Annotated in this window: 22 protein-coding genes; 7 read left to right on the plus strand and 15 right to left on the minus strand. The window is 75.2% G+C overall.

The annotated features are described in order from the left end of the window. Window positions 1–31: 31 nt before the first annotated feature. Together IQ279_RS08840 and IQ279_RS08845 are read right to left on the minus strand one after the other, a co-directional pair. A complete protein-coding gene (locus IQ279_RS08840) occupies window positions 32–1573 on the minus strand; it encodes an FAD-dependent oxidoreductase (RefSeq protein ID WP_206347799.1) in 1542 nt (513 codons plus the stop codon). Then, window positions 1570–2232, minus strand: coding sequence for a hypothetical protein (locus IQ279_RS08845; protein WP_206347800.1), 663 nt, complete (start codon window positions 2230–2232; stop codon window positions 1570–1572). Before IQ279_RS08845 ends, IQ279_RS08840 begins: the two co-directional genes overlap by 4 nt. A gap of 331 nt (window positions 2233–2563) precedes the next feature. Here IQ279_RS08845 and IQ279_RS08850 point away from each other — a divergent pair, with 331 nt between their 5' ends. Continuing rightward, complete coding sequence (locus tag IQ279_RS08850; RefSeq protein WP_307792273.1) at window positions 2564–3700, plus strand: carboxylate-amine ligase; 1137 nt, start codon at window positions 2564–2566, stop codon at window positions 3698–3700. Then, window positions 3697–4767 carry an iron-containing redox enzyme family protein gene (locus tag IQ279_RS08855; RefSeq protein WP_206347801.1) on the plus strand — a complete coding sequence of 357 codons (1071 nt, stop codon included), beginning with the start codon at window positions 3697–3699 and terminating at the stop codon, window positions 4765–4767. Before IQ279_RS08850 ends, IQ279_RS08855 begins: the two co-directional genes overlap by 4 nt. A 29-nt stretch (window positions 4768–4796) precedes the next feature. Here the strand turns inward: IQ279_RS08855 and IQ279_RS08860 are convergent, their stop codons facing one another. Beyond that, window positions 4797–5087: a CDGSH iron-sulfur domain-containing protein gene (locus IQ279_RS08860; RefSeq protein ID WP_372445104.1), complete on the minus strand. Its 291-nt coding sequence runs from the start codon at window positions 5085–5087 to the stop codon at window positions 4797–4799. Further along, window positions 5071–5736 (minus strand): HemK2/MTQ2 family protein methyltransferase, encoded by a 666-nt coding sequence (locus tag IQ279_RS08865; RefSeq protein ID WP_206347802.1) that lies wholly within the window; start codon window positions 5734–5736, stop codon window positions 5071–5073. The genes IQ279_RS08860 and IQ279_RS08865 overlap by 17 nt, the downstream gene beginning before the upstream one ends. Window positions 5737–5854: 118 nt before the next feature. On the opposite strand from IQ279_RS08865, the gene IQ279_RS08870 reads away from it, so the two are divergent. Next, window positions 5855–7036: a zinc-dependent alcohol dehydrogenase gene (locus IQ279_RS08870; protein WP_206347803.1), complete on the plus strand. Its 1182-nt coding sequence runs from the start codon at window positions 5855–5857 to the stop codon at window positions 7034–7036. Between the two features lie 58 nt (window positions 7037–7094). Here IQ279_RS08870 and IQ279_RS08875 read toward each other — a convergent pair whose 3' ends face one another. After that, on the minus strand, window positions 7095–7397 hold the full coding sequence (locus IQ279_RS08875; RefSeq protein ID WP_206347804.1) for a DUF6343 family protein: 303 nt from the start codon (window positions 7395–7397) through the stop codon (window positions 7095–7097). Window positions 7398–7589: 192 nt separating this feature from the next. Between IQ279_RS08875 and ggt the strand changes: the two genes are divergently transcribed. Further along, window positions 7590–9473: a gamma-glutamyltransferase gene (gene ggt / locus IQ279_RS08880; protein WP_206347805.1), complete on the plus strand. Its 1884-nt coding sequence runs from the start codon at window positions 7590–7592 to the stop codon at window positions 9471–9473. Window positions 9474–9512: 39 nt separating this feature from the next. On the opposite strand, the gene mnhG is transcribed toward ggt, so the two are convergent. From mnhG to IQ279_RS08920, 8 genes are all read right to left on the minus strand, one after another. Then, window positions 9513–9974, minus strand: coding sequence for a monovalent cation/H(+) antiporter subunit G (mnhG, locus tag IQ279_RS08885; protein WP_206347806.1), 462 nt, complete (start codon window positions 9972–9974; stop codon window positions 9513–9515). Beyond that, window positions 9971–10237, minus strand: coding sequence for an MrpF/PhaF family protein (locus tag IQ279_RS27875; protein ID WP_307792274.1), 267 nt, complete (start codon window positions 10235–10237; stop codon window positions 9971–9973). The genes mnhG and IQ279_RS27875 overlap by 4 nt, the downstream gene beginning before the upstream one ends. Next, window positions 10234–10827: a Na+/H+ antiporter subunit E gene (locus IQ279_RS08895; protein ID WP_206347808.1), complete on the minus strand. Its 594-nt coding sequence runs from the start codon at window positions 10825–10827 to the stop codon at window positions 10234–10236. Before IQ279_RS08895 ends, IQ279_RS27875 begins: the two co-directional genes overlap by 4 nt. Then, window positions 10824–12488 (minus strand): Na+/H+ antiporter subunit D, encoded by a 1665-nt coding sequence (locus IQ279_RS08900; protein ID WP_206347809.1) that lies wholly within the window; start codon window positions 12486–12488, stop codon window positions 10824–10826. The genes IQ279_RS08895 and IQ279_RS08900 overlap by 4 nt, the downstream gene beginning before the upstream one ends. Beyond that, window positions 12485–12937, minus strand: a complete 453-nt coding sequence (locus IQ279_RS08905) for a sodium:proton antiporter (RefSeq protein ID WP_206347810.1) — start codon at window positions 12935–12937, stop codon at window positions 12485–12487. The genes IQ279_RS08900 and IQ279_RS08905 overlap by 4 nt, the downstream gene beginning before the upstream one ends. Then, window positions 12934–15840 (minus strand): Na+/H+ antiporter subunit A, encoded by a 2907-nt coding sequence (locus IQ279_RS08910; protein ID WP_206347811.1) that lies wholly within the window; start codon window positions 15838–15840, stop codon window positions 12934–12936. The genes IQ279_RS08905 and IQ279_RS08910 overlap by 4 nt, the downstream gene beginning before the upstream one ends. 135 nt (window positions 15841–15975) lie before the next feature. Beyond that, window positions 15976–16176 carry a DUF2180 family protein gene (locus IQ279_RS08915; protein ID WP_206347812.1) on the minus strand — a complete coding sequence of 67 codons (201 nt, stop codon included), beginning with the start codon at window positions 16174–16176 and terminating at the stop codon, window positions 15976–15978. After that, window positions 16173–16340: a hypothetical protein gene (locus IQ279_RS08920; protein WP_206347813.1), complete on the minus strand. Its 168-nt coding sequence runs from the start codon at window positions 16338–16340 to the stop codon at window positions 16173–16175. The genes IQ279_RS08915 and IQ279_RS08920 overlap by 4 nt, the downstream gene beginning before the upstream one ends. A gap of 145 nt (window positions 16341–16485) precedes the next feature. Between IQ279_RS08920 and IQ279_RS08925 the strand changes: the two genes are divergently transcribed. Further along, the gene (locus IQ279_RS08925; protein ID WP_206347814.1) at window positions 16486–17079 is read left to right on the plus strand and encodes a hemerythrin domain-containing protein; all 594 of its coding nucleotides are present in this window, start codon (window positions 16486–16488) and stop codon (window positions 17077–17079) included. Then, on the plus strand, window positions 17076–18209 hold the full coding sequence (locus tag IQ279_RS08930; RefSeq protein WP_307792275.1) for an NAD-dependent epimerase/dehydratase family protein: 1134 nt from the start codon (window positions 17076–17078) through the stop codon (window positions 18207–18209). Before IQ279_RS08925 ends, IQ279_RS08930 begins: the two co-directional genes overlap by 4 nt. Before the next feature lie 41 nt (window positions 18210–18250). Here the strand turns inward: IQ279_RS08930 and IQ279_RS08935 are convergent, their stop codons facing one another. Both IQ279_RS08935 and IQ279_RS08940 read right to left on the minus strand, forming a co-directional pair. Beyond that, window positions 18251–19294, minus strand: a complete 1044-nt coding sequence (locus tag IQ279_RS08935) for a polysaccharide pyruvyl transferase family protein (RefSeq protein ID WP_206347815.1) — start codon at window positions 19292–19294, stop codon at window positions 18251–18253. Between the two features lie 14 nt (window positions 19295–19308). Then, window positions 19309–19536 (minus strand): DUF6480 family protein, encoded by a 228-nt coding sequence (locus IQ279_RS08940; RefSeq protein WP_206347816.1) that lies wholly within the window; start codon window positions 19534–19536, stop codon window positions 19309–19311. A 92-nt stretch (window positions 19537–19628) separates the two neighbouring features. Between IQ279_RS08940 and IQ279_RS08945 the strand changes: the two genes are divergently transcribed. After that, window positions 19629–20594, plus strand: a complete 966-nt coding sequence (locus tag IQ279_RS08945; RefSeq protein WP_206347925.1) for an NAD-dependent epimerase/dehydratase family protein — start codon at window positions 19629–19631, stop codon at window positions 20592–20594. Window positions 20595–20653 lie beyond the last annotated feature (59 nt).

Here is a 20653-nt window from a genome sequence, read left to right on the forward strand (position 1 = left end):
CCGCCCGGCACGACACCGGGCGGGGCGGCCGTCACCCGATGTCGCGCCGCTCCAGCGGGCGGGTCGCGGGGCCCTGGATCACCGAGCCGTCCGTGGCGAAGCGCGAGCCGTGACACGGGCACTCCCAGGCCCGTTCCGCGTCGTTGAAGTGGACCAGGCAGCCAAGGTGGGTACAGCGGGCCGAGACGGCGTGCAGCTGCCCGTCGGCGTCGCGGTGGACGGCGCAGCGGCTCCCGCCGACCCGTACGACCGCGCCGCCGCCCGGGGCGATGTCGTCGACGGAGTCGGCGTGGGAGGGGCGCAGCCGGTCGCCGACGAAATGCTTGGCGACGCCGGCCTGCAGGCCCAGCAGCGAGGGCGCGTCGCGGAAGCCGGGCAGCCGCCGGGGGTCGTACAGCTTCGCCCAGGCCGGCAGGTCGCCGCCGGTGACGTACCGGGCCAGCAGCCGGCCCGCCAGCACCCCGCTCGCCATCCCCCAGCCGCCGAAGCCGGTGGCGACGTAGGTGTGGCGCGCGCCGGGGTGGAACGGTCCGATGTACGGCACCCGGTCGGTGGAGCTGTTGTCCTGGGTGGCCCAGCGGTGGACGATCCGGGCGCCGGGGAAGCGCTCGCGCGTCCAGGCCTCCAGCCTGCCGAAGCGCTCGGTGACCTCGGCCGTGCCCGGCGGGAACTTCTCACCGGTGACGATCAGGAGCCGCTGCCCGTCCCCGTAGGGCGCGGTGCGCACCGAGCGGGTGTCGTTCTCGGGGGTCAGGTACATCCCGGCCGGGTCCTGTTCGGCGGGGATCGCGGCGGCGACGACCAGTTCGCGGTGCGGCTCCAGCCGGGAGAACAGCAGCGCGCGGTCGAAGACGGGGTAGTGGGTGGCCACCACGACGGCGTTCGCGGTGACCGTGGCGCCGTTCTCGGCGGTCACCCTGCACGGCTCACCCTCCTCCAGGCCCACCACGCGGGTGCGCTCGGCGATCCGCCCGCCGCGCCGCACCAGGTCCTGTGCGAGCGTCAGGAGGAACTTGCGCGGGTGGAACTGCGCCTGGTCGGCCACGCGTACCGCGCCCCGGACGGGGAAGGGCAGACCGGTCTCGGTGACGTAGGCGGCGGGCAGGCCGGCCTCGGCGGCTGCCTCGGCCTCGGCCCGCAGCTTTTGGGCCGTCTCCTCGGACTCGGCCCAGGTGTGGGCGGGCACGCGCTCCAGCTCGCAGTCCACGTCCAGCTCGGCGGCGGTCGCGGCCAGGTGCCCGATCGCGTCCTGCTGGGAGAGCGCGTACATCCGGGCGCCGTCGGCGCCGTGCTTGCTCCGCAGCTCGTCGTAGACCATGCCGTGCAGGGAGCTGACCTTGGCGGTGGTGTGGCCGGTGACCCCGGCGGCGATCCGGTCGGCCTCCACGACGGTGACCTGGCGGCCGGCGCGGGCGAGCTCCCAGGCGGTGCACAGGCCCGCGATGCCGCCGCCGACCACCACGACGTCGGTGTCGGTGCCGCTGCCGGGCTCCAGCGGCGGGTGGGTGGCCCCGGGGGTGACGGGGGCGGTCGCCAGCCAGTACGACTCGTTGTCGGCGGGGGAAGCGCTCACGGCCGGCGGCTCCTTCCGGGCTCGGGACGCACTCCGGTCCCCTCACCCTCACCGGAGGGGCCGACCTCGCCCACGCCCTGGGGCGGGCCGGTCTGCTCGGAGTCCTCCTCGCCCCTGAGCTGGCCGACGTCGCGGTCCTCCTCCACGGTGTGGACGGCCGACTCCTCCGGGGACAGTCCCTCGGCCGCGGACTCGTGGGAGAACACGTCCTGGTTGGCGGGCCGCTCCCCGAGCGGGTCGTCGCTGAGCTGGCCGGTCTCGTCCTCCGGGGGGCCGGAGGCCCGGGAGGTCTCGCCCACGTCGGGTTCCTCCTCGGCGAGCCGGCCGTCCAGGGGTTTGCCCTCCAGCTGCTCGGAGTAGGTGGTGCCCCACTCCTCGGCGGCCACCGGGCGCTCGCCGGGGACGGGCATCTGCTGCGGGTCGTTCGCCCACTCCTGCTCGGGCATGCCGTTCTGCAGGTCGGGGATGCCCTCGTCCTCGGGGCGGCCGCCCGGGTCGTAGGGGGCGTCCAGTGCCGAGTCGCCGGGGCTGGGGCCGGTGGCGGGCTCTCCCTCGGGGGGCAGGCCGGGGGTCTCGTCGTCGTTGACGGTGGCGTCCTCCTCCGCCAGTTTGGGCCTGCTCCCGTCGCCCGCGGCGGTGGGCTCGTTCTCGTCAGCCATGGTCGGTCTCCCTCCGGGTCCCGGTGTCGGTCAGGGTCGCGCACGCGTCGGTGATCCGGTCGGCTCTCATCGACCCGCCCGGTACCCGCCGGTACCGGACGGAAACGCGCGGTGTGCCCCGGCTGCGCCCCGATCGTGGCGTTTCCGGGGCGCCGGCGCGGGTACCGCGGCGCATCGCGTCCGGCGCGGGGGGACGGGAAGCGTCCAGGGGGCCGCGGGAAGCCTCGGTGGCGCCCCGGGCGTGCCCGGGGCGAACGGCCGCGGTACCCGTGGCCCGCCCCGGAGGACCCCCGCCCGTTTCGCCGGACGGGCCGGGGGTACCCACACTGCCGTGACCAGGGATGGAACCACCGGGGGACTGACCATGGGGGTCGAGGAGGAGTTCCTCCTGGCCGACCCGACGACCGCCCGCGCCGTGGCCGGTGCCCAGGCGGTGCTGCGCCGCGCCCGCCACGAGGCGTCCGCCGCCGACGGCTCCGGCTACAAGGCGGAGTTCCTCTCCAGCCAGGTGGAGTCCGCCACCGGGGTGTGCACCTCGCTGGAGGAGATCCGCAGGGAGCTGGCGGAGGACCGCGCCCGGCTGGTGGACGCCGCCCGTGAGGAGGGTCTGCTGCTGCTGTCCTCCGGGACGGCCGTGCTGAGCGACGGGCGTCCCCCGGTGGCCGAGGGGGAGCGCTTCCGCCGCATCTCGGAACTCTTCGCCGACATCGTGGACGACTACCAGGTGTGCGGCTGCCACGTCCATGTGGGTGTGCCGGACCGGGAGACGGCGGTGGCCGTGGTCAACCGGGTGCGGCGCTGGCTGCCGACACTGCTGGCGCTGTCGGTCAACTCCCCCTTCTGCGAGGGCCGCGACCGCGGTTACGCCAGCTGGCGCATGATGGAGCAGCTGCGCTTCCCCGCCGCCGGGATGCCTCCCCGCTTCCCCGACGCCGCCTTCCACGACGCGGAGGTGGAGCGGCTGGTGTCCTACGGGGCGCTGATCGACGACCGGATGAGCTTCTGGCTGATGCGCCCCTCGCCGTGGCTGCCCACGGTCGAGTTCCGGGTCGCGGACGCGGCGGCCACCGTCGACGACGCGGTGCTCCAGGCCGCGCTGGGGCGGGCCCTGGTGCGCCGGGCGCTGGCCGACCTGGAGGCGGGGCTGCCGGAGCCGGAACCGGACGAGCGGGCGGCCCGGGCCGCGGTGTGGGCCGCGGCGCGCTACGGGCTGCGGGGCGACGGCGTCGACCCGGTCACCCGTGCCCGTGTGCCGGCCGGTGAACTGCTTGGCGCGCTGCTGCGGCACGTCGCGCCCGCCCTGGAGGAGACCGGCGACACCGAGACCGTACGGAGGCTGGTGGAGGCGGTGCGCGAGGACGGCACCGGGGCCGAGAGGCAGCGGCGTGCCTGGGCGCGGGGCGGCCCCCGGGCGGTGGTGGAACTGCTGGCCGCCCAGACCGACGCGAGGGAGCACAAGCGGGCATGACGACGACCACCGGTACGGCCGCCGGTACGGCCTACTCCGCCACCGGCGCCCCCTCGGGCGCCGTCACAGCGGAACTTCCCTCGGCGCGCGGAGAGTTGAGCTCAGCGGTGCTGGCAGCCCTGGCCGCCCCGCCACCCGCGCGACTGCCGTCGTCCCTCGGGGCGGCGGTGGAGAGGGCCGATCCGTACGGCGAGGATCTGCAACTGGCCCTGTACGTCTGCTACGAGCTGCACTACCGGGGCTTCGCGGGTGTGGCGGCCGAGTGGGAGTGGGATCCGGACCTGCTGCGGTTGCGCGCCGGTCTGGAGCGGGTCTTCCTGAGCGCCCTGCGCCGCGACACCCTCACCGGCACGGCCTCGGACTCGGACGTCGCCGCCGCGCTGGAGCCGCTGCTGGTGGAGCCGGCCGAGGGCGGCGGGGTGTCGGACTTCCTGCTGCGCGAGGGCGAGTGGTGGCAGATGCGCGAGTACATAGCGCACCGCTCGGTCTACCACCTCAAGGAGGCCGACCCGCACGCCTGGGTCATCCCCCGTCTCGACGGCCAGGCCAAGGCGTCGCTGGTGGCGGTGGAGTACGACGAGTTCGGCGGGGGCCGCGGGGAGCGGGTGCACGCCCGGCTGTTCGCGGACCTGATGGCGGGCATGGGCCTGGACCCGTCCTATCTGCGCTGTCTCGACGACGTGCCCGCCCCGGTCGTCGCCGGGGTGAACCTGATGTCGCTGTGCGGGCTGCACCGGGCGCTGCGCGGCGCGCTGGTGGGCCATTTCGCGGCGGCCGAGATCAGCACCGCGCCCAGCGCCCGGAAGATGGCCAGGGCGCTGGAGCGGCTGGGCGCCGCGCCCGAGTGCGTGCTGTTCTTCACCGAGCACATCGAGGCGGACGCCGTGCACGAGCAGGTGATGCGCCGGGACGTCATCGGCGATCTGCTGGCGCGCGAGCCGGAGCTGGCCGCCGACGTGGTGTTCGGCATCCGCGCCACCGAGCTGCTGGAGGAGCGCCTGGCGGAGCATCTGCTGGGCGCCTGGCGCGCGGGCACCACCTCGCTGCGGCGTCCGCTGGAGGTCTGACGGGTGTCCGGGGGCGGGCGAGGGCCGGGTCAGCCCCGGCCCTCGCCCGCCCCCGCCTCCGGATCCGTGTCCGCGTTCCCCTCCGGGTCCGTTCCCGCGGGCCTCGGGCGCCGCTCCTTGCGGCGGTGGCTGGTGTCGCACCACGGATAGCGGTGGCTGCGGCGGCAGGTGCACAGGGCGACCGTGAAGCGGTCCGAGCGGGTGATGCGGCCGTCGGGGAGGACGACCTCCACCGGGCCCTCCACCAGCACCGGGCCCTCGGGGTCGATCACCACGCGCCGGGCGCGGTCCTCGCCCGCGGGTTCAGGGACGGTCGGCACGGACCACCACCAGTTCCTCGGTGCGCTGCCCCGGGGCGATCAGGCCCCGCTCCTCCAGCCAGGCGGTGCGCTCGCGCAGCACCGGGCCGAACGGGATGGTGGTGCGGGCCACCACCGAGGACTTCAGCCCCCGCTCGCGCAGCAGACCCAGCGTCACCTGTGTGCCGCACAGCGCGGAGTGGACCATCAGCACGGTGCCGCCCGGGGCCAGCAGCGAGGGCGCGTACGCGCACAGCCGGTCCAGCACCGCGCGGCCGTCCGGCCCGCCGTCCCAGCACATCGCCGCGCCCCTGCGGGGCGGTTCGCGCCGCGGGGAGGGGACGTACGGCGGATTGGTGAGGACCAGGTCGAAGGGGCGCCCGTGCTCGGCCTCGGTCAGGGCGTCGGTGAGATCGCCGCGCCGTACCGCCAGCGGCAGCCGGTGCAGCCAGGCGTTGCAGCGGGCGGCGAGCACGGCACGGGGCGATGCGTCCAGTGCCACCGCCTCGGCCGCGCCCATCCGCAGGGCGGTCATGGCGAGCACTCCGGTGCCCGTGCAGAGGTCCAGGACGCGGGCTCCGGGGGCGAGCGCGGCGTCGTGCAGCGCCTGCCTCAGCAGCCAGGTGTCGTCCTGCGGCGCGTACACCCCGGGGGGCCTGAGCAGCAGCATGAACACCGGATACCTCGTTTGCCCCTCCCCTAACGTGCCCGTCCGGGCGGCGGGGCCGGGACTGGCCGGCCCGCACCGGGGTACCCGGCCGGTCCCCTGTGAAGAGAGGTGGAGAGCGATGAAGGCAGTGGTCTGGCACGGCCGGCGCGATGTACGGGTGGACGAGGTCCCCGACCCGGCGGTCCGCGAGCCGACGGACGCGGTGGTGCGGATCACGTCGAGCGGGCTGTGCGGCTCGGACCTGCACCTGTACGACGTGCTGACCCCGTTCATGACGGAGGGTGACATCCTCGGGCACGAGCCGATGGGCATCGTGGAGGAGGTCGGCCCGGAGGTACCCGGCCTCTCCCCCGGCGACCGTGTGGTGATGCCGTTCCAGATCGCGTGCGGCAGCTGCTTCATGTGCTCGCAGGACCTCCAGACCCAGTGCGAGACGACCCAGAACCGCGAGTTCGGCACCGGCGGCTCGCTCTTCGGCTACACCAAGCTCTACGGCCGGGTGCCCGGCGGCCAGGCCCAGTACCTGCGGGTGCCGCAGGCGCACTACGGGCCGGTCAAGGTGCCCGAGGGGCCGGCCGACGACCGCTACCTGTACCTGTCGGACGTACTGCCGACGGCCTGGCAGGCGGTGGCGTACGCGGACGCGCCCAAGAGCGGCACGCTGGCCGTGCTGGGCCTGGGCCCCATCGGTGACATGGCGTGCCGGATCGCGCTGCACCTGGGGGTGGAGAAGGTGATCGGCGTGGACCTGGTGCCCGAGCGGCTGGAGCGGGCCCGGGCGCGCGGTGTGGACGTGCTGGACCTCACCGAGCACGACGACGTCGCCGACGTCATCCGGGAGAAGACCGGCGGGCGCGGCGCGGACGCGGTCATCGACGCGGTGGGCATGGAGGCCCACGGCAGCGCGGTCGCCGAGATGGCGCAGAAGTCGGCCGGGCTGCTGCCGAAGAAGATCGCCGAGAAGCTGATGACCACGGCGGGCGTGGACCGGCTGGCCGCCCTCCAGCTCGCCATCGACGCGGTACGGCGCGGCGGGACCATCTCCGTCAGCGGCGTCTACGGCGGGATGACCGACCCGCTGCCGCTGCTCACCCTGTTCGACAAGCAGATCCAGCTGCGCATGGGCCAGGCCAACGTGCGGCGCTGGATTCCGGAGATCCTGCCGCTGCTGACGGACGAGGACGTGCTGGGCGTGGACGACTTCGCCACCCACCACGTGCCGCTGGAGAAGGCCCCCCAGGCGTACGAGATGTTCCAGAAGAAGACCGACGGTGCGGTGAAGGTCGTACTGCGGCCGTAGGGCCCGGCCGCCCTCCTTCCGCCCTCACGGCGGGCGGCGCGGGCCGGGGACCTGGACCTCACGGCCCGCGCCGCCCGCCCCCTCCCGGGCCCGCCGTGCGCTCGCGCCTGCGGCGTACCAGCACGATGATCAGATCGGTCACGCCCACCAGGGTCAGCGCGGCGCAGATCCAGGCGATGGTGCGCAGCGAGTCCGCACTGGGGGCGTCGCCCGGACCCGAGTCCGCCGCCCAGAGGGCGAAGAACACCGTCCCGGCCAGGAAGACCGGGATGTACAGGACGGACAGCAGCAGCCGCAGTCCCAGCGGGCTGCGGGCCGTCACGGGTTCGGTGCCGGTGCGCGACCGGCCGGGGATCCGCATGCGGGTGCACCTCCTCGCTCGGCTCCGGTCTCTCCGGTGTCCTCCGGCCGCGCCGGGTACCCGCCGCCGCTCCCGGCCATGCCACCGCGCCGGGGCGTCATGGGCGCGGACGGCGCGGCGCTGTTGCCGCGGGCTCCCGCCCGCTGACAGGGTTTCCGGGGTCCGAGCGTTTCCGGATACCACGGAGGCTCCATGCCCGTCCGACATGTCCGCCGCGCCCGTCGTCCCCGTTCCCCGCGCTCCCCGTTCCGCCGCGGCGCCTGCGCCGCGGCGGCTCTGGTCACCTCGCTGGCCCTGGCGCTGCCGGCGCCGGCGGCGGCCCCCTCCGCAGCCGCGGAGGGGGCCGACACCGGCCGCGAGCCGCCCGCGAAGCGGCCGGTCGCCACCGGGTACGGCGGCGCGGTCTCCAGCGTCGACCCGTACGCCTCCCGCGCCGGTCTGGAGGTGCTGCGCGCGGGCGGCAACGCGGTGGACGCCGCCGTGGCCACCGCGGCGGCGCTCGGCGTCGTCGAACCCTACTCGGCGGGTGTCGGGGGCGGCGGCTACCTCGTCCACCACGAGGCGCGCACCGGCCGCGTCCACACGATCGACGGCCGGGAGACCGCGCCGGCCGCCATGCGGCCGGACTCCTTCCTGGACCCGGCCACCGGGAAACCGGTCCCCTTCGACGAGGCGGTCAATTCCGGTCTTTCCGTGGGCGTTCCCGGCACCCCCGCGACCTGGGAGGCGGCCCTGGACAGATGGGGGAGCATCTCCCTGGCCAGGGCGCTGCGGCCCGCCGTCCGCCTGGCTGAGCGCGGTTTCACCGTGGACGAGGAGTTCCGCGCCCAGACGGCGCGGAACGAGGACCGCTTCCGCGACTTCACCCCCACCGCCGAGCTGTTCCTGCCCGGCGGCGAACTGCCCGAGGCGGGCTCGCGGTTCCGCAACCCCGGCCTGGCCGACACCTACCGGCTGATGGCCCGCGAGGGCGCGGACGCGCTCTACCAGGGGCGGCTCGCCCGCGAGATCGCCTCCACCGTCCGCAGGCCGCCCGTGGCGCCGGGCGCCGGGCGCCGGGTGCGGCCGGGCCTGATGACCACCGGTGACCTCGGCCGGTACCGCGTACTGCACCGGAGGCCGACGAGGGTGGACTACCGGGGCCTGGAGGTGTACTCCATGGCCCCGTCCTCCTCCGGCGGCACCACCGCCGGCGAGGCGCTGAACATCCTGGAGGGTTTCGACCTCGCCGGGATGGACCGCGCCCGGGCGCTCCACCACTACCTGGAGGCGAGCCGCATCGCGTACGCCGACCGCGGCCGCTGGGTGGGCGACCCGGCGTTCTCCGACGTGCCCACCGAGGAGCTGCTCTCGGAGCGTTTCGCCAAGGAGCGGGCCTGCCTGATCGACCCGGGCCGGGCGCTGGACAGTCCGCTGGCGCCCGCCGACCCGCGCGACCCGGACTCCTGGGACTGCTCCGCGGGCAGGGGCGGCGCTCAGGACCACGAGGGCCCGTCCACCACCCATCTGGTCACCGCCGACCGCTGGGGGAACGTGGTGTCGTACACGCTCACCATCGAGCAGACCGGCGGCTCGGCCATCACCGTGCCCGGCCGGGGCTTCCTGCTCAACAACGAGCTGACGGACTTCGACTTCACACCCCTGTCGGAGGATGTGGCCGGTCCGAACCTGCCCGGTCCGGGCAAGCGGCCGCGCAGCAGCATGGCACCCACGATCGTGCTGGAGGACGGCCGTCCGCTGCTGGCGCTGGGCTCGCCGGGCGGCTCCACCATCATCACCACCGTGCTGCAGACCCTGCTCAACCGGCTCGACCTGGGCATGGCGCTGCCCGAGGCGGTCGCGGCGCCGCGGCTGTCGCAGCGCAACACCGCGGCCACGCCGGCGGAGCCGGCCTTCCTGGAGTCGGCCGCCGAGCGGGCGCCGCTGGAGCGGCTGGGCCACCGGTTCACCCCGTCGCCGCGGATCGGCGCGGTGGCAGCGCTGGAGGTCCTGCCCGACGGGCGGGTGCGGGCCGTCGCAGAGCCGGAACGGCGCGGCGGGGGCTCGGCGATGGTGGTGCGCCCCTCACGCCGTTAGGGACCTCGGCTCGGGGAGCCGGAGGACGGCCGGGCCGCGTCAGACCTCTCGGCGCCGTCCGTCCCCGGCGCCGTCCTCCGGCTCGTCCTCGGCCCCGTCCCCGCTCCCGGTGTCGCCCGGCTCCGCCGCGGCCTCCGGGTCCGGGGGCCCCAGCCTCCCGGCCAGTTCGTCCATCACCAGGGTGCTCCGGTCCACCGCGCCGGTGCGGTAGGCGACCCGGCCGATGACCTGACCGGCGACGGGCACGGTGAACAGCTGGAAGAGGGCGACGAGCAGCAGCAGCCCGGCGTAGGGCGGCGGCACCCGCAGGGCCGCGCCCAGCAGGGACAGCAGTACGCCCAGGGTCTGTGCCTTGGAGGAGGCGTGGAGCCTGGAGGCGGTGTCGGGAAAGCGCAGCAGCCCCAGTGCCCCCAGCAGACAGAAGAGGGCACCGGTCAGCAGCAGTACGGCCGAGGCGGTGGCCAGCACGACCTCGCCCGCGCCGGCCGCCAGCCGGGTCATCGCAGCTCCTCCCGTTCCTCGATGAGCCGTGCCGCCGTCATCGCACCGATGAAACCGAGCAGCGCCAGCACGACCAGCACGGGCACGAACGTGGTGTACTCCCACACCGCGATGGCCACGCAGGCCCCGGCGACCAGCAGCGTCACCAGCACCTCCACCGCGATGATCCGGTCCAGGGAGCGCGGGCCGCGCACCAGTCTGACCAGGACCAGCACCGCGGCGGCCGAGAGCAGGGCCAGGGCGGCGACGGCGACCGCGCTCACCTGCGAACCCCCTTCGCCCGCCCGTCCCCCGGAAGCAGGCGCTCGCGCGCTTCGGCGGTGCCCAGGGCCCGCACCACACGGCGCTGGTCCTCGAGCGTCGCCGTGCGCCATTGCGGGGCCTGCGAGGCGTCGCGCACCGGCAGCGCGTGAACGTACAGCCTGCGCCGCCCGCGGTCGATCTCCAGCACCAGCGTGCCCGGTGTCAGCGTGACCAGATGGGAGGTGGCGGTGATCAGCAGATCGGTGTCCGCCTCCAGATGCACCTCCAGCACCGCGGCCCTGGTCCGCGGCCCGCGCAGCACTGCCTCCCGGGCCACCACGAGAGCCGAGCGGACCAGGTCCACCAGCATGTTCCCGGCCATGGCGGCCAGTCCGAGGGGGTGGACCGAGGCCCGGTGGCCGATCGGCGGCAGCGGGAAGAGCACCGCCACCGCCACCGCCACCGCCGCGCCGCAGACCAGCACGACGGGGCTCACCGACCCCCACAGCACGGTCCACAGCAGCCACAGCCAGAGCACCACCGACCAGCGTCCCCGCAGCCGGTTCCCGGCGGGGGGCGCGGCGGTGGTGGTGTCGTCCGCGGAACTCATCGGCGCTCCCGCTCCTCGGTTCGGTGGGTGCTTCGGTCGTCCTCGCCGCCCGGGTCCTCCCCGCCGCCCCGGATCCGCCCGGCGCTCGGTGTGCGTGCGGACTCTCCGGGCTCTCCGGTCCCTTCGGCCTCCCGGACGTCCGTGGGGATCGCGCCCCGCACCCCGAGCACCGCCTCCAGGTAGGCGTCGCGCTCCAGGAGGTCCACCGCCGCGCGCTCGCCGACCCGTGCCACCGGTCCGGCGCCCAGCGCGATCGCCACGCCGATCAGCACGGTGCCGGCCGTGGCACCCGCCATCAGCCGTGTCCCGGCGACGCGGGGCCGCGCCCGGGAAGGCCGTTCGGTTCCCGTGGCGAACACCGCCCGCCACACCTTGGCCATCGCGTAGAGGGTCAGCAGGCTGGTGAGCAGGGCCGCGGCCAGCAGTGTGAGGGCGGCCGCGCCGCCCTGCTCCACTCCCGCCTGGAGCAGGACGAGCTTGCCGACGAAGCCGGACAGCGGCGGGATCCCGGCCAGGCTCAGGCCCGAGATCAGGAACAGCGCCGCCAGGATTCCCGGCGGCGGAGCCGCGCGGGCCAGCCTGCTCAGCGACGCTGTGCCGCTCCAGGCGGCCACCAGGCCCGCGATCAGGAACAGCGCGGCCTGGACGGCGATGTGGTGCATGGCGTACAGGACGGTCCCGGTGAGTCCGGTGACGGAGTACAGGGACAGCCCGAAGAGCATGTAGCCGATGTGGCTGACCAGGACGAAGGACAGCAGCCGGTTGAGGTCCTGCTGGGCGATGGCGCCCAGGATGCCCACCAGCAGGGTGACCCCGGCCGCGACCAGCAGCGGCGTCCACGGCTCGGTGCGCGGGAAGAGCAGCGTCTGGGTGCGCACCATCGCGTAGAGGCCGACCTTGGTCAGCAGCGCGGCCAGCACGGCGGTGATGGGCGCCGGGGCGGTGGGGTAGCTGTCCGGCAGCCAGAAGTGCAGCGGCACCATGGCCGCCTTGATGCCGAACACGATCAGCAGCAGCAGGCTGAAGACGGTCCGCAGTCCTTCGGGGATGCCCGGCATCTTCTCCCCGAGGTCGGCGAGGTTGACCGTGCCGGTGGCCGCGTAGACCACTCCGATGGCCGTGAGGAAGAGCAGCGACGACAGCAGGCTGGTGATGGTGTACGTCATCCCGGCCCGGATGCGGCTCTCGTCGGCGTTCAGGTTGATCAGCACGTAGGAGGAGGCGAGCATCAGCTCGAAGGCGACGAAGAGGTTGAACAGGTCCCCGGCCAGGAAGGCCAGGGAGACCCCGGCCGCCAGCAGCAGGTAGGAGGGGTGGAAGGGGGCGTGGACCGGGTCGCCGCTCCCGCTCCCGGCCGTGCCCTGCCCGATGGCGAAGACCAGCACCGCCAGCGCCACCGCCAGCGCCACCGCCAGCAGCAGCGCCGAGAGCCGGTCGGCCACCAGGGTGATGCCGGCCGGGGCCGGCCATCCGCCGACGTCCAGCACCAGCGGGCCGCGCCGGTCGCTGAGGATCAGCAGGACCACGGCGTCCACCAGGGCCACCAGCAGCCCGCCGGTGCCCAGCAGCCGCTGCGCGCCGGCGCTGCGCCATACGGCCAGCGACAGACCCGCCGCCAGTACGGGCAGCAGAACGGGTGCGATCAGCAGCCAGTCGGTCACCGCTCCTCCCCCTTCCCCGGTGTCTCCCCCGTCGTCCGCCCGGATGCCCCTTCCTGTTGCCCTGCCACGTCGCCGGGGCGCCTGGGGTGCTCGCTCTCACCCAGTCTGCGGTCCTCCACGTCGTCGCGTACCTCGTCGTGGCCGAGCAGCAGCCAGCCCCGGTAGACCAGTGCGAGCAGCAGGATGGAGATGCCGAAGGTGATGACGATCGCGGTCAGGGCCATGGCCTGCGGCAGCGGATCGGCGAACGAGGCCCTGTCCTGCCCGTGTCCGGTGACCGGCGGCCTGCCCGGCGGCCCCGCGGCCAGCAGGACCAGCAGGTTGGTGCTGTGCCCGAGCACGAGGAAGCCGAACAGCAGGCGCATCAGGGAGCGTTGCAGCAGCAGGTGGAAGCCGACGGCGAACAGTCCGCCCACCACCACGGCCGATGTCAGGTCCAGAGTCGTCATCGGCCGCGGCTCCCGGGGGCGTCGGAGGGCGCGGGCCGCCCGGCTCCACCGCCGGGCGGGGGGGTCTCCTCCACGGGCACCTGGGCGGGGCCCATGGCCGCCAGGAGTTTCAGGCACACCCCGATGACCAGCAGGTAGACCCCGGTGTCGAAGACCACGCTGGTACTCAGCTCCAGATGGCCGAAGAGCGGCAGTGTGACGCTCGGCAGCGCGGTGGCCAGGGGATCGCCGCCGAAGGCGGCCGGGGCCAGGCCCGCCGTCGCGGCCAGGGCCAGTCCGGCGCCCGTGATGACGCGGGGATCGGCCCGTCCGGCGAACGCGATGTCGGTCCGGCCGCCCACCAGATAGCGCAGGGTGAACGCCTGCCCGGCCACCAGCCCGCCTGCGAAGCCGCCGCCGGGCCGCAGATGGCCTGAGTAGAGCAGATAGACCGAGAACACCAGGATCGACGGGAACAGCAGCCGGGTGACGACCTCCAGCATGATCAGGCGGTCGTGGGCGGGCATCTTCTCCGCCTCCGGCAGCCACCGGTCCTGCGGTACGCCCCAGCGCGCGGTTTCCGGGTATCGGTCCGCGGCGGGGGGCCGGGAGCGGGCCGACGCCCCGGCCTCCCCGGCACCCGCGGGCAGCAGGATCAGGGCGCCCACGCCGATGGCCGCCACCAGCAGTACGGCGATCTCCCCGAGGGTGTCCATGGCACGGAAGTCCACGATGATCGCGTTGACGACGTTGTGGGCCCCGGCCTCCTCGACGTGCTCGGTGTAGTAGGCGGACACCGCCGGGTCCCGGCGTGCGGCGGAGGCGGCCACGGCCAGCAGTGCGACCAGTGTGCCGACGGCGGCGGACAGCGCCAGTCGCAGGCGGCGCGTGCGCGGCTGTGCGCGCTGGGGGCCCAGGTGGGCCGGGAGCCCGCGCAGCACCAGCACGATGATCACCAGTGTCAGCGTCTCGACCAGGAGCTGGGTCAGCGCCAGGTCCGGTGCGCCCTGCACCAGGAAGAGGCCGGCGACCCCGTAGCCGACCGCCCCGGCCAGCAGGGCGGCCGACAGCCGGCGGCGTACGCGGGCCAGGGTGACCGCCGCGGTCAGCACGACCACGCCCAGCGGCACCTGAATGGCCGAGGCCCACAGCGGCGGGGCGGTGAAGGGGGTGTCGCGCAGCAGCAGGGCGGTTCCGGGCACCACCAGCACGGTGGCCAGCAGCACGGTGAGATAGACCGGCAGGGAGCCGACCTGGGTACGGCGGGTGAATCCCAGCGCGGCCCGGTCCAGGCCCTGTTCGGTACGCCGGTAGCTCTTCTGGGCGTCGGGGGCACGGGGGGACCTGTCGCGCACCGCGGCCAGGGCGGGGCGCAGGCGGTACAGCAGGACGCCCGCGATCTGCGCTGCGACGGACAGCGCGAGGGCGGCGCTCGGCCCGTGCCAGAGCGCGAGGTGGTACGGGGCCAGATACGGCGGCAGCAGCGCTGCGTAGGGCTCGGTAAGGGTCTCGGCGCCCGTGTACCACACGCCCAGGACCAGGGTGGCCGTCACCAGGGCGGCGATGGGCACGGCCATGCCGAGCGCCCGGTCGCCGGGGTCCTCCTGCGGTGTCGGCTCCATGCCGGGCCGGCTCGCGAAGGCCCCCCACAGGTAGTGGACGGCGTAGGTCACGGTGAGCGCGGAGCCGGTCACCAGGGCGGCCAGCATCCACTCCTCGCCCGCCCCCGAGCCGTACCGGGCCGCGTTCCAGAAGGTGTCGAAGTACGCCTCGTGGCCCAGGTAGCCGACCAGCGGCGGCAGTCCGGCCATGGAGGCGGCGGCGAGCGCGGCCAGGGTCAGCAGGACCGGTCTGCGGCGGCCCAGACCGGAGAGCCGGCCGATCTCGCGGGTGCCGGTGTGGTGCTCGACCAGGCCGGTGATCAGGAACAGCGACGCCTTGAAGGTGGCGTGCGCCAGCAGCATCACCTCGCCGGCCAGCGCGGAGTTGCGGGTGCCGTAGCCGAACAGCGCGATGAGCAGGCCGAGTTCGCTGATGGTTCCGTAGGCCAGGACGCGTTTGAGGTCGCTCTCCCACAGTGCCCGCCAGGCGCCGAGGACCAGCGACAGCAGGCCGACGGTCAGCACCAGGGGGCGCCAGGGCTCGGTGTCGGCGAAGCCGGGCGCCAGCCGGGCCGTCAGATAGACGCCGGCCTTGACCATGGCGGCGGCGTGCAGATAGGCGCTCACGGTGGTCGGCGCGACCATCGCGGCGGGCAGCCAGCCGTGCAGGGGGAACTGCGCCGACTTGGTGAAGACGCCCACCAGCACGAGCACCAGCGCGGCGGGTACGTATCCGCCGTCCGGGGGGTCGGCGACCAGCTCCGAGATCCGGTAGGTGCCGGCCGTCTCCCCCAGCATCACGAAGCCGAGCAGCATCGCCAGGCCTCCGCCGGTGGTGACGACCAGGGCCTGCTGGGCCGCCTCGCGGTGCTCCCGTGTCCTGCCCCGGCCCGCGATGAGCAGGAACGACACCACGGTGGTCAGTTCCCAGAAGACGTACAGGAGCAGCAGGTTGTCGGCGGTGACCAGGCCGAGCATGACGCCGGCGAAGGCGAGCAGCAGCGCGGACTCGCGGCCGTGCCCCTCGGAGGTGTAGCGGGCGCCGTAGAACAGGACGGCGGCTCCGACGCCGCTGACGATCACCGTCATCAGCAGTGAGAGCGCGTCCAGCCGCAGAACGACCTCCAGGCCCAGCGAGGGTGCCCAGCCGAAGTGCTCCACGGGCGCGTCCCCGTCGAGCACGGAAGGGGTGAGCGCCGCCGCCCAGACCAGTGTGGCCAGCGGTACCAGGGCGGCCACCCACCAAACGGCACGCCCGGCGCGTGGTGCGAGGACGGGGAGGAGGGCGGCCACGGCGGCGTGGGCGGCGATCAGAACCAGCAAGGGCACTCCCGGATGAACCGCGCATGGGCGAACAGAGCGTACATAAAGGGACGTGTACCGCGTGGCTGCACACCCGTCCGTGGCGCGGTCGCGCCGGGGGGCCGGGCCGGGGGCGCCGGGCCGGGTGAGGCGGCGTCAGCCCTCCGCCCGCGCACACACCTCGCACAGCGCCCGGCGGGCCTCCGGCGTCTGGGTGACCTGGCCCATTCCCCGCGGCTCGCTGACGAACTCGGCCTCGATCCGCAGGTGTTCGGGGCACAGGCCGACATGGCAGCGTGAGCACACCGCGACGGCGGTGGTGGTGCGGTCCCGCGTCAAGCACTCGTAGCAGTTCATGGCCTCGGTCCGTTCTCCTCCAGTGCGTGGCCGCGCAGCCCCGGCGACTCCTCCGGTTCACGGATGCGCGCGTCCAGCCGTTCGGCCCTGTCGGCGCGCTCGCAGGGGGCGGGCGGGGGCCTCCCCGTGACCACCGGTGCGCCGCACCATCCCTCCTTCCGCATCTCGCGCAGTACCCGGGGCGAGGGGACGGAAACACCGGGTGTGCGCCGGTCCGGACCCCCGCGGGCCCGGCGGGCCGGGCGTTTCCGGCGGCGGGGGGCGGGTACTTGGCGCCGCGCCACAGCGCATGCCGTGAGGAGGAGCGAGATGGCTGGACGGGACACATCGCCCGGCGGCGTCGCGGAGGAGGACGTGGTGGCCCTGCTGACGCGGCGGCACGACGAGATCCGGGAGCTGTTCGACGCGGTGGAGAGCGCCGCCGGCGACGAGGGTGGGGACGAGTGCCGGGCGGCGTTCCGGCGGCTGATGCGGCTGCTGACCGCGCACGAGACCGCCGAGGAGGAGATCGTCCACCCGTACGCGCGCGGCGCCGTCGCCGGCGGCGAGGAGATCGTCGCGGCGCGCCTGGAGGAGGAGCGGCGGACCGGGCGGGCGCTGCTGCGGCTGGAGTCGATGGACTGCTCGGGCCCGGCCCGGGCCGGCTTCCTGCGGGAGTTCGCGGCGCTGCGCGAGGAGACGGAGGCGCACGCGCGCGCCGAGGAGCGGTACGAGTTCCCGCCTCTGGAGGCCGGGAGCGACCCGGAGTGGCGCAGGGCGATGGCCCGGGCCGTGCGGGCCGCGGAGTCGGTGGCGCCCGCCCGCCCGTACCCGGCCGCGCCGGGCGGCGGGGACGGCGCGGCGGGCCCGTTCGCCGCCGTGGTGGACCGGGCCCGGGAAGCGCCGCACCGGGAGGAGCGGTGACCGGGGCGCGGGCCGGGGACGGCGGGGGCGCGGAAGGCGGTCTGCGCGTGGTCGTCCTGGGCGCCACCGGCAATGTGGGTACCTCGGTGGTGCGAGCCCTGGGCGACGACCCGCGCATCGGCTCGGTGCTCGGTGTCGCCCGCCGCACACCGCTGTGGACGCCGCCGAAGACCGAGTGGGCGAGTGCGGACATCGGGGCCGGCGGCGACGGCGAGGACCCGGCCGGGCGGGCGGCGGAGGAGCGGCTGGCGGACCTGTTCCGGGGCGCCGACGCCGTGGTCCACCTGGCCTGGCTGATCCAGCCCACCCACGATCCGCCGGTCACCTGGCGCACCAATGTGCTGGGCACCGCCCGGGTGCTGCGCGCGATGGCGGCGGCCGAGGTGCCCGCGCTGGTGTACGCCTCCTCGGTGGGCGCCTACTCCCCCGGCCCCGTCGACCGCGCGGTGGACGAGACCTGGCCGACCCACGGCGGCCGGCCGGACGCCGCGTACTGCCGGGAGAAGGCGTACGTGGAGCGGCTGCTGGACGGTTTCGAGCGCGACCACCCCCGGGTGCGCGTGGTGCGGATGCGGCCGGGCTTCCTGTTCAAGCGAGAGGCCGCGAGCGAGCAGCGCAGGCTGTTCGCCGGCCCGTTCCTGCCGCAGCGACTGGCCGGACTCGGGATGGTGCCGGCCGTGCCCGCCCTTCCGGGGATGCGCTTCCAGGTGCTGCACACCGACGATGCCGCCGAGGCGTACCGGCTCGCGGTCCTGAGGCCGGTGCACGGCGCGTTCAACCTGGCCGCCGGGCCGGTGGTGGACGCCTCCGTGCTGGCCGAGGTGCTGGGCGCCCGCGTGGTGCGGGTGCCGCTGCGGCCGGTACGGGCGGCGGTGGGCGCGGCGTGGCGGCTGCGGCTGGTGCCCGCGCCGCCGGAGCTGCTGGACGCGTTCCTGCGGCTGCCGGTGATGGACTGCGGGCGGGCCGCCGGGGAGCTGGACTGGCGGCCCCGGCGGTCGGCGCAGGAGGCCCTGCGGGAGCTGCTGCGGGGGATGCGCGAGGTGGCGGGGGCGCCCACCGCTCCGCTGGCACCCGTCGTGGCGGGCGGGCGGCGGCACGAGATCGCCACCGGGGTGGGCGGCCGGGCCTGACCCGGCCCGCCGAACCCGGCCGCCCACCCGGCCGCCGCGGGCTACCGCCGTACGCGCCCGGTGCCGGGCGGCGCGGGCGCGGTGCCGGGCTCCGGCCGCTCCGGCCGCAGGAGCCGTGCCAGCGCCTCGCCCTGGTTCCGGTCGGGGGCGCGGCGGAAGGCCTGCCGCCGGCGCCGGGCGGCGGCCCTGCCCTCCGTCAGGCACCACCGCCACCAGCGGTCCAGCTCCAGCCCGGTCAGCCGCTCGGCCGGGACCAGGGCCGGCCAGCGGTGCACCCGCGCCTGGGCGGTCACCTTCGCGCCTCCGGCCACCGGGTCGACGGCCAGGGCCGGGACCCCGGCGCGCAGGGCGAGCACCAGGCCGTGCAGCCGGTCGGTGACCACCACGTCGAGCCGGGCCAGTACGGACTGGAGCTGGGCGGGGGTGGCGCACAGCCGCCAGTCGCCGTCCGCCAGGCGGGTGTCCAGCTCCACCCGGGCGCAGTCGGTCCGCGCCAGCCATCCGGTCACCAGAGCGGCGACCTCCTCGTGGCGGCGGCGTCCGCCGTACTCCCCCTGCCCCCGGGTGAGGATCACGCCTGCCACCGGGGCGGCGGGCGCCTCGGGCGCGGCGGCGGCCAGGTCCGCGGTGGGCCGCGCCCCGTCGGCGTCGCGCGGCAGCACGTGGTGGAAGCCGCGTACGGCGGGATCGCCGGGGTCGACGACCGACACGCCCACGGCCACGCGCACGCAGTCCGGGTAGCGCTCGTGGAGCTGTGCGACCTGCGGCCCGTGCAGCGGACCGCAGACGAAGACCACATGGGTGTACCGCGCCGGGTCCGCGTCCTCCAGGTGCGGTCCTTCCGGCCGGAAGCCCGGGCTCCAGGCGGTGTCGTGGGGTGTGCCGGAGCGGTCCAGCACCTCCCGGACGCGCTCCAGTGCCAGTACGTCGCCGGCCGTGGCCTCCCCGTGCAGGAAGGAGAACCAGCCGGTGAGCAGTGCTCTGGGCGCTCCCGCGGCCCCGGCCCTCCCGGCTGCCGCGGTTGTTTCGGCTGTTCCGGTCGCTCCGGGTGCTTCGGGTGTTCCCGGTGTTTTCGGTGTCGCCATCCGGGGACTCGGGGTCACAGCGCCACTGCGTAGGCGATGAAGAACCCCGCGACGACCACGGCCAGGACCAGCAGCAGCGTCAGTGGCACCGGTCCCCAGCCGCTGGGCGTGTTGGCGTTCTGGTCCGGGGCGCCCGCGGGCGTGCTGCTCTCGCCGGGCGGCGTCTCGCCCGGCGGCACTCCGCCGCCGCTCTCGAGGCCGGGCGACCGCCTGGGGTCCGGATCCGGGTGCGTTTCGCTCATGGTCTCCGAGTGCGCAGCGGACCGCCCCCTTACACCGGCTCCGGGGAACGAAAACGGGGAACGAGGGGAACGAGAGGAAGAGGTTGCCGATGATGGGTGAACGTGACCGGCGGCGGGCCGTGGTGACGGGCGGTGCCGGGTTCGTGGGTTCGCACCTGTGCGAACGCCTGCTGGCCGACGGTCTGGCGGTGACGGCCGTGGACAACCTGCTGTCGGGCTCCGAGGGCAACCTCGCGCATCTGCTCGGCCGGGACGGCTTCGCCTTCGTACGGCGCGACGCCTGCGCGCCGGGCGCCCTGGCGGATCTGCCCGGCGGCCCCTTCGACCTGGTCCTCCACCTGGCCTGCCCCGCCTCGCCCGCGGATTACCTGCGGCTGCCGCTGGAGACCCTGGAGACGGGCAGCAGCGGCACCCGCAACGCCCTGGAACTGGCCGGGCGCGACGGCGCGCGGATGGTGCTGGCCTCCACCTCCGAGGTCTACGGCGACCCGCGCGAGCACCCCCAGCGCGAGGAGTACTGGGGGAACGTCAACCCCGTCGGCCCGCGCAGCGTCTACGACGAGGCCAAGCGGTACGCCGAGGCGCTGGTCACCGCCCACCGCCGGGCGCGCGGCACGGACACCGCGATCGTGCGGATCTTCAACTCCTACGGTCCCCGGATGCGCGCCGGGGACGGCCGCGCCGTGCCGACGTTCATCAGGCAGGCCCTGGCCGGCGAACCGCTGACGGTGGCCGGGGACGGCGGCCAGACCCGTTCGCTGTGCTACGTCGACGACACCGTGGCGGGGATCGTCGCGCTCGCCGGGAGCGATCTGCCGGGGCCCGTCAACATCGGCGGCGAGGAGGAGACCACCGTCCTGGACATCGCCCGCCGGATCGTCAAGCTCACCGGCTCGGCCTCGCCGATCACCTTCGTCGAGCGGCCCGGTGACGATCCCGCCCGGCGCTGCCCGGACACCTCCCTGGCCAGGGAGAAGCTGGGCTGGGCGCCGCGCGTGGGCTGGCAGGAGGGGCTGGAGCGGACCATCGACTGGTTCGCCCGCCGGGCCGCCGCCTGAGCCGCCGCCCGGGCCGGCACCCGGATCAGGCCCCGCGCCGGAGCCGGGCGCGGCCCGCC

Source organism: Streptomyces verrucosisporus, from assembly GCF_017114865.1.
Taxonomy (GTDB): Bacteria; Actinomycetota; Actinomycetes; order Streptomycetales; family Streptomycetaceae; genus Streptomyces; species Streptomyces fenghuangensis.

Excerpts from the sequence above, each read along its gene's own strand:
- IQ279_RS08870 (WP_206347803.1), top strand. The coding sequence starts at position 5,855 with ATGAAGGCAGTGGTCTGGCACGGCCGGCGCGATGTACGGGTGGACGAG.
- IQ279_RS08935 (WP_206347815.1), bottom strand. The coding sequence starts at position 19,294 with ATGGCGACACCGAAAACACCGGGAACACCCGAAGCACCCGGAGCGACC.
- IQ279_RS08855 (WP_206347801.1), top strand. The coding sequence starts at position 3,697 with ATGACGACGACCACCGGTACGGCCGCCGGTACGGCCTACTCCGCCACC.
- IQ279_RS08905 (WP_206347810.1), bottom strand. The coding sequence starts at position 12,937 with ATGACGACTCTGGACCTGACATCGGCCGTGGTGGTGGGCGGACTGTTC.
- mnhG (WP_206347806.1), bottom strand. The coding sequence starts at position 9,974 with ATGACCCGGCTGGCGGCCGGCGCGGGCGAGGTCGTGCTGGCCACCGCC.
- IQ279_RS08940 (WP_206347816.1), bottom strand. The coding sequence starts at position 19,536 with ATGAGCGAAACGCACCCGGATCCGGACCCCAGGCGGTCGCCCGGCCTC.
- IQ279_RS08915 (WP_206347812.1), bottom strand. The coding sequence starts at position 16,176 with ATGAACTGCTACGAGTGCTTGACGCGGGACCGCACCACCACCGCCGTC.
- IQ279_RS08945 (WP_206347925.1), top strand. The coding sequence starts at position 19,629 with ATGGGTGAACGTGACCGGCGGCGGGCCGTGGTGACGGGCGGTGCCGGG.
- ggt (WP_206347805.1), top strand. The coding sequence starts at position 7,590 with ATGCCCGTCCGACATGTCCGCCGCGCCCGTCGTCCCCGTTCCCCGCGC.
- IQ279_RS08845 (WP_206347800.1), bottom strand. The coding sequence starts at position 2,232 with ATGGCTGACGAGAACGAGCCCACCGCCGCGGGCGACGGGAGCAGGCCC.
- IQ279_RS08925 (WP_206347814.1), top strand. The coding sequence starts at position 16,486 with ATGGCTGGACGGGACACATCGCCCGGCGGCGTCGCGGAGGAGGACGTG.
- IQ279_RS08865 (WP_206347802.1), bottom strand. The coding sequence starts at position 5,736 with ATGCTGCTGCTCAGGCCCCCCGGGGTGTACGCGCCGCAGGACGACACC.
- IQ279_RS08895 (WP_206347808.1), bottom strand. The coding sequence starts at position 10,827 with ATGAGTTCCGCGGACGACACCACCACCGCCGCGCCCCCCGCCGGGAAC.
- IQ279_RS08875 (WP_206347804.1), bottom strand. The coding sequence starts at position 7,397 with ATGCGGATCCCCGGCCGGTCGCGCACCGGCACCGAACCCGTGACGGCC.
- IQ279_RS08920 (WP_206347813.1), bottom strand. The coding sequence starts at position 16,340 with ATGCGGAAGGAGGGATGGTGCGGCGCACCGGTGGTCACGGGGAGGCCC.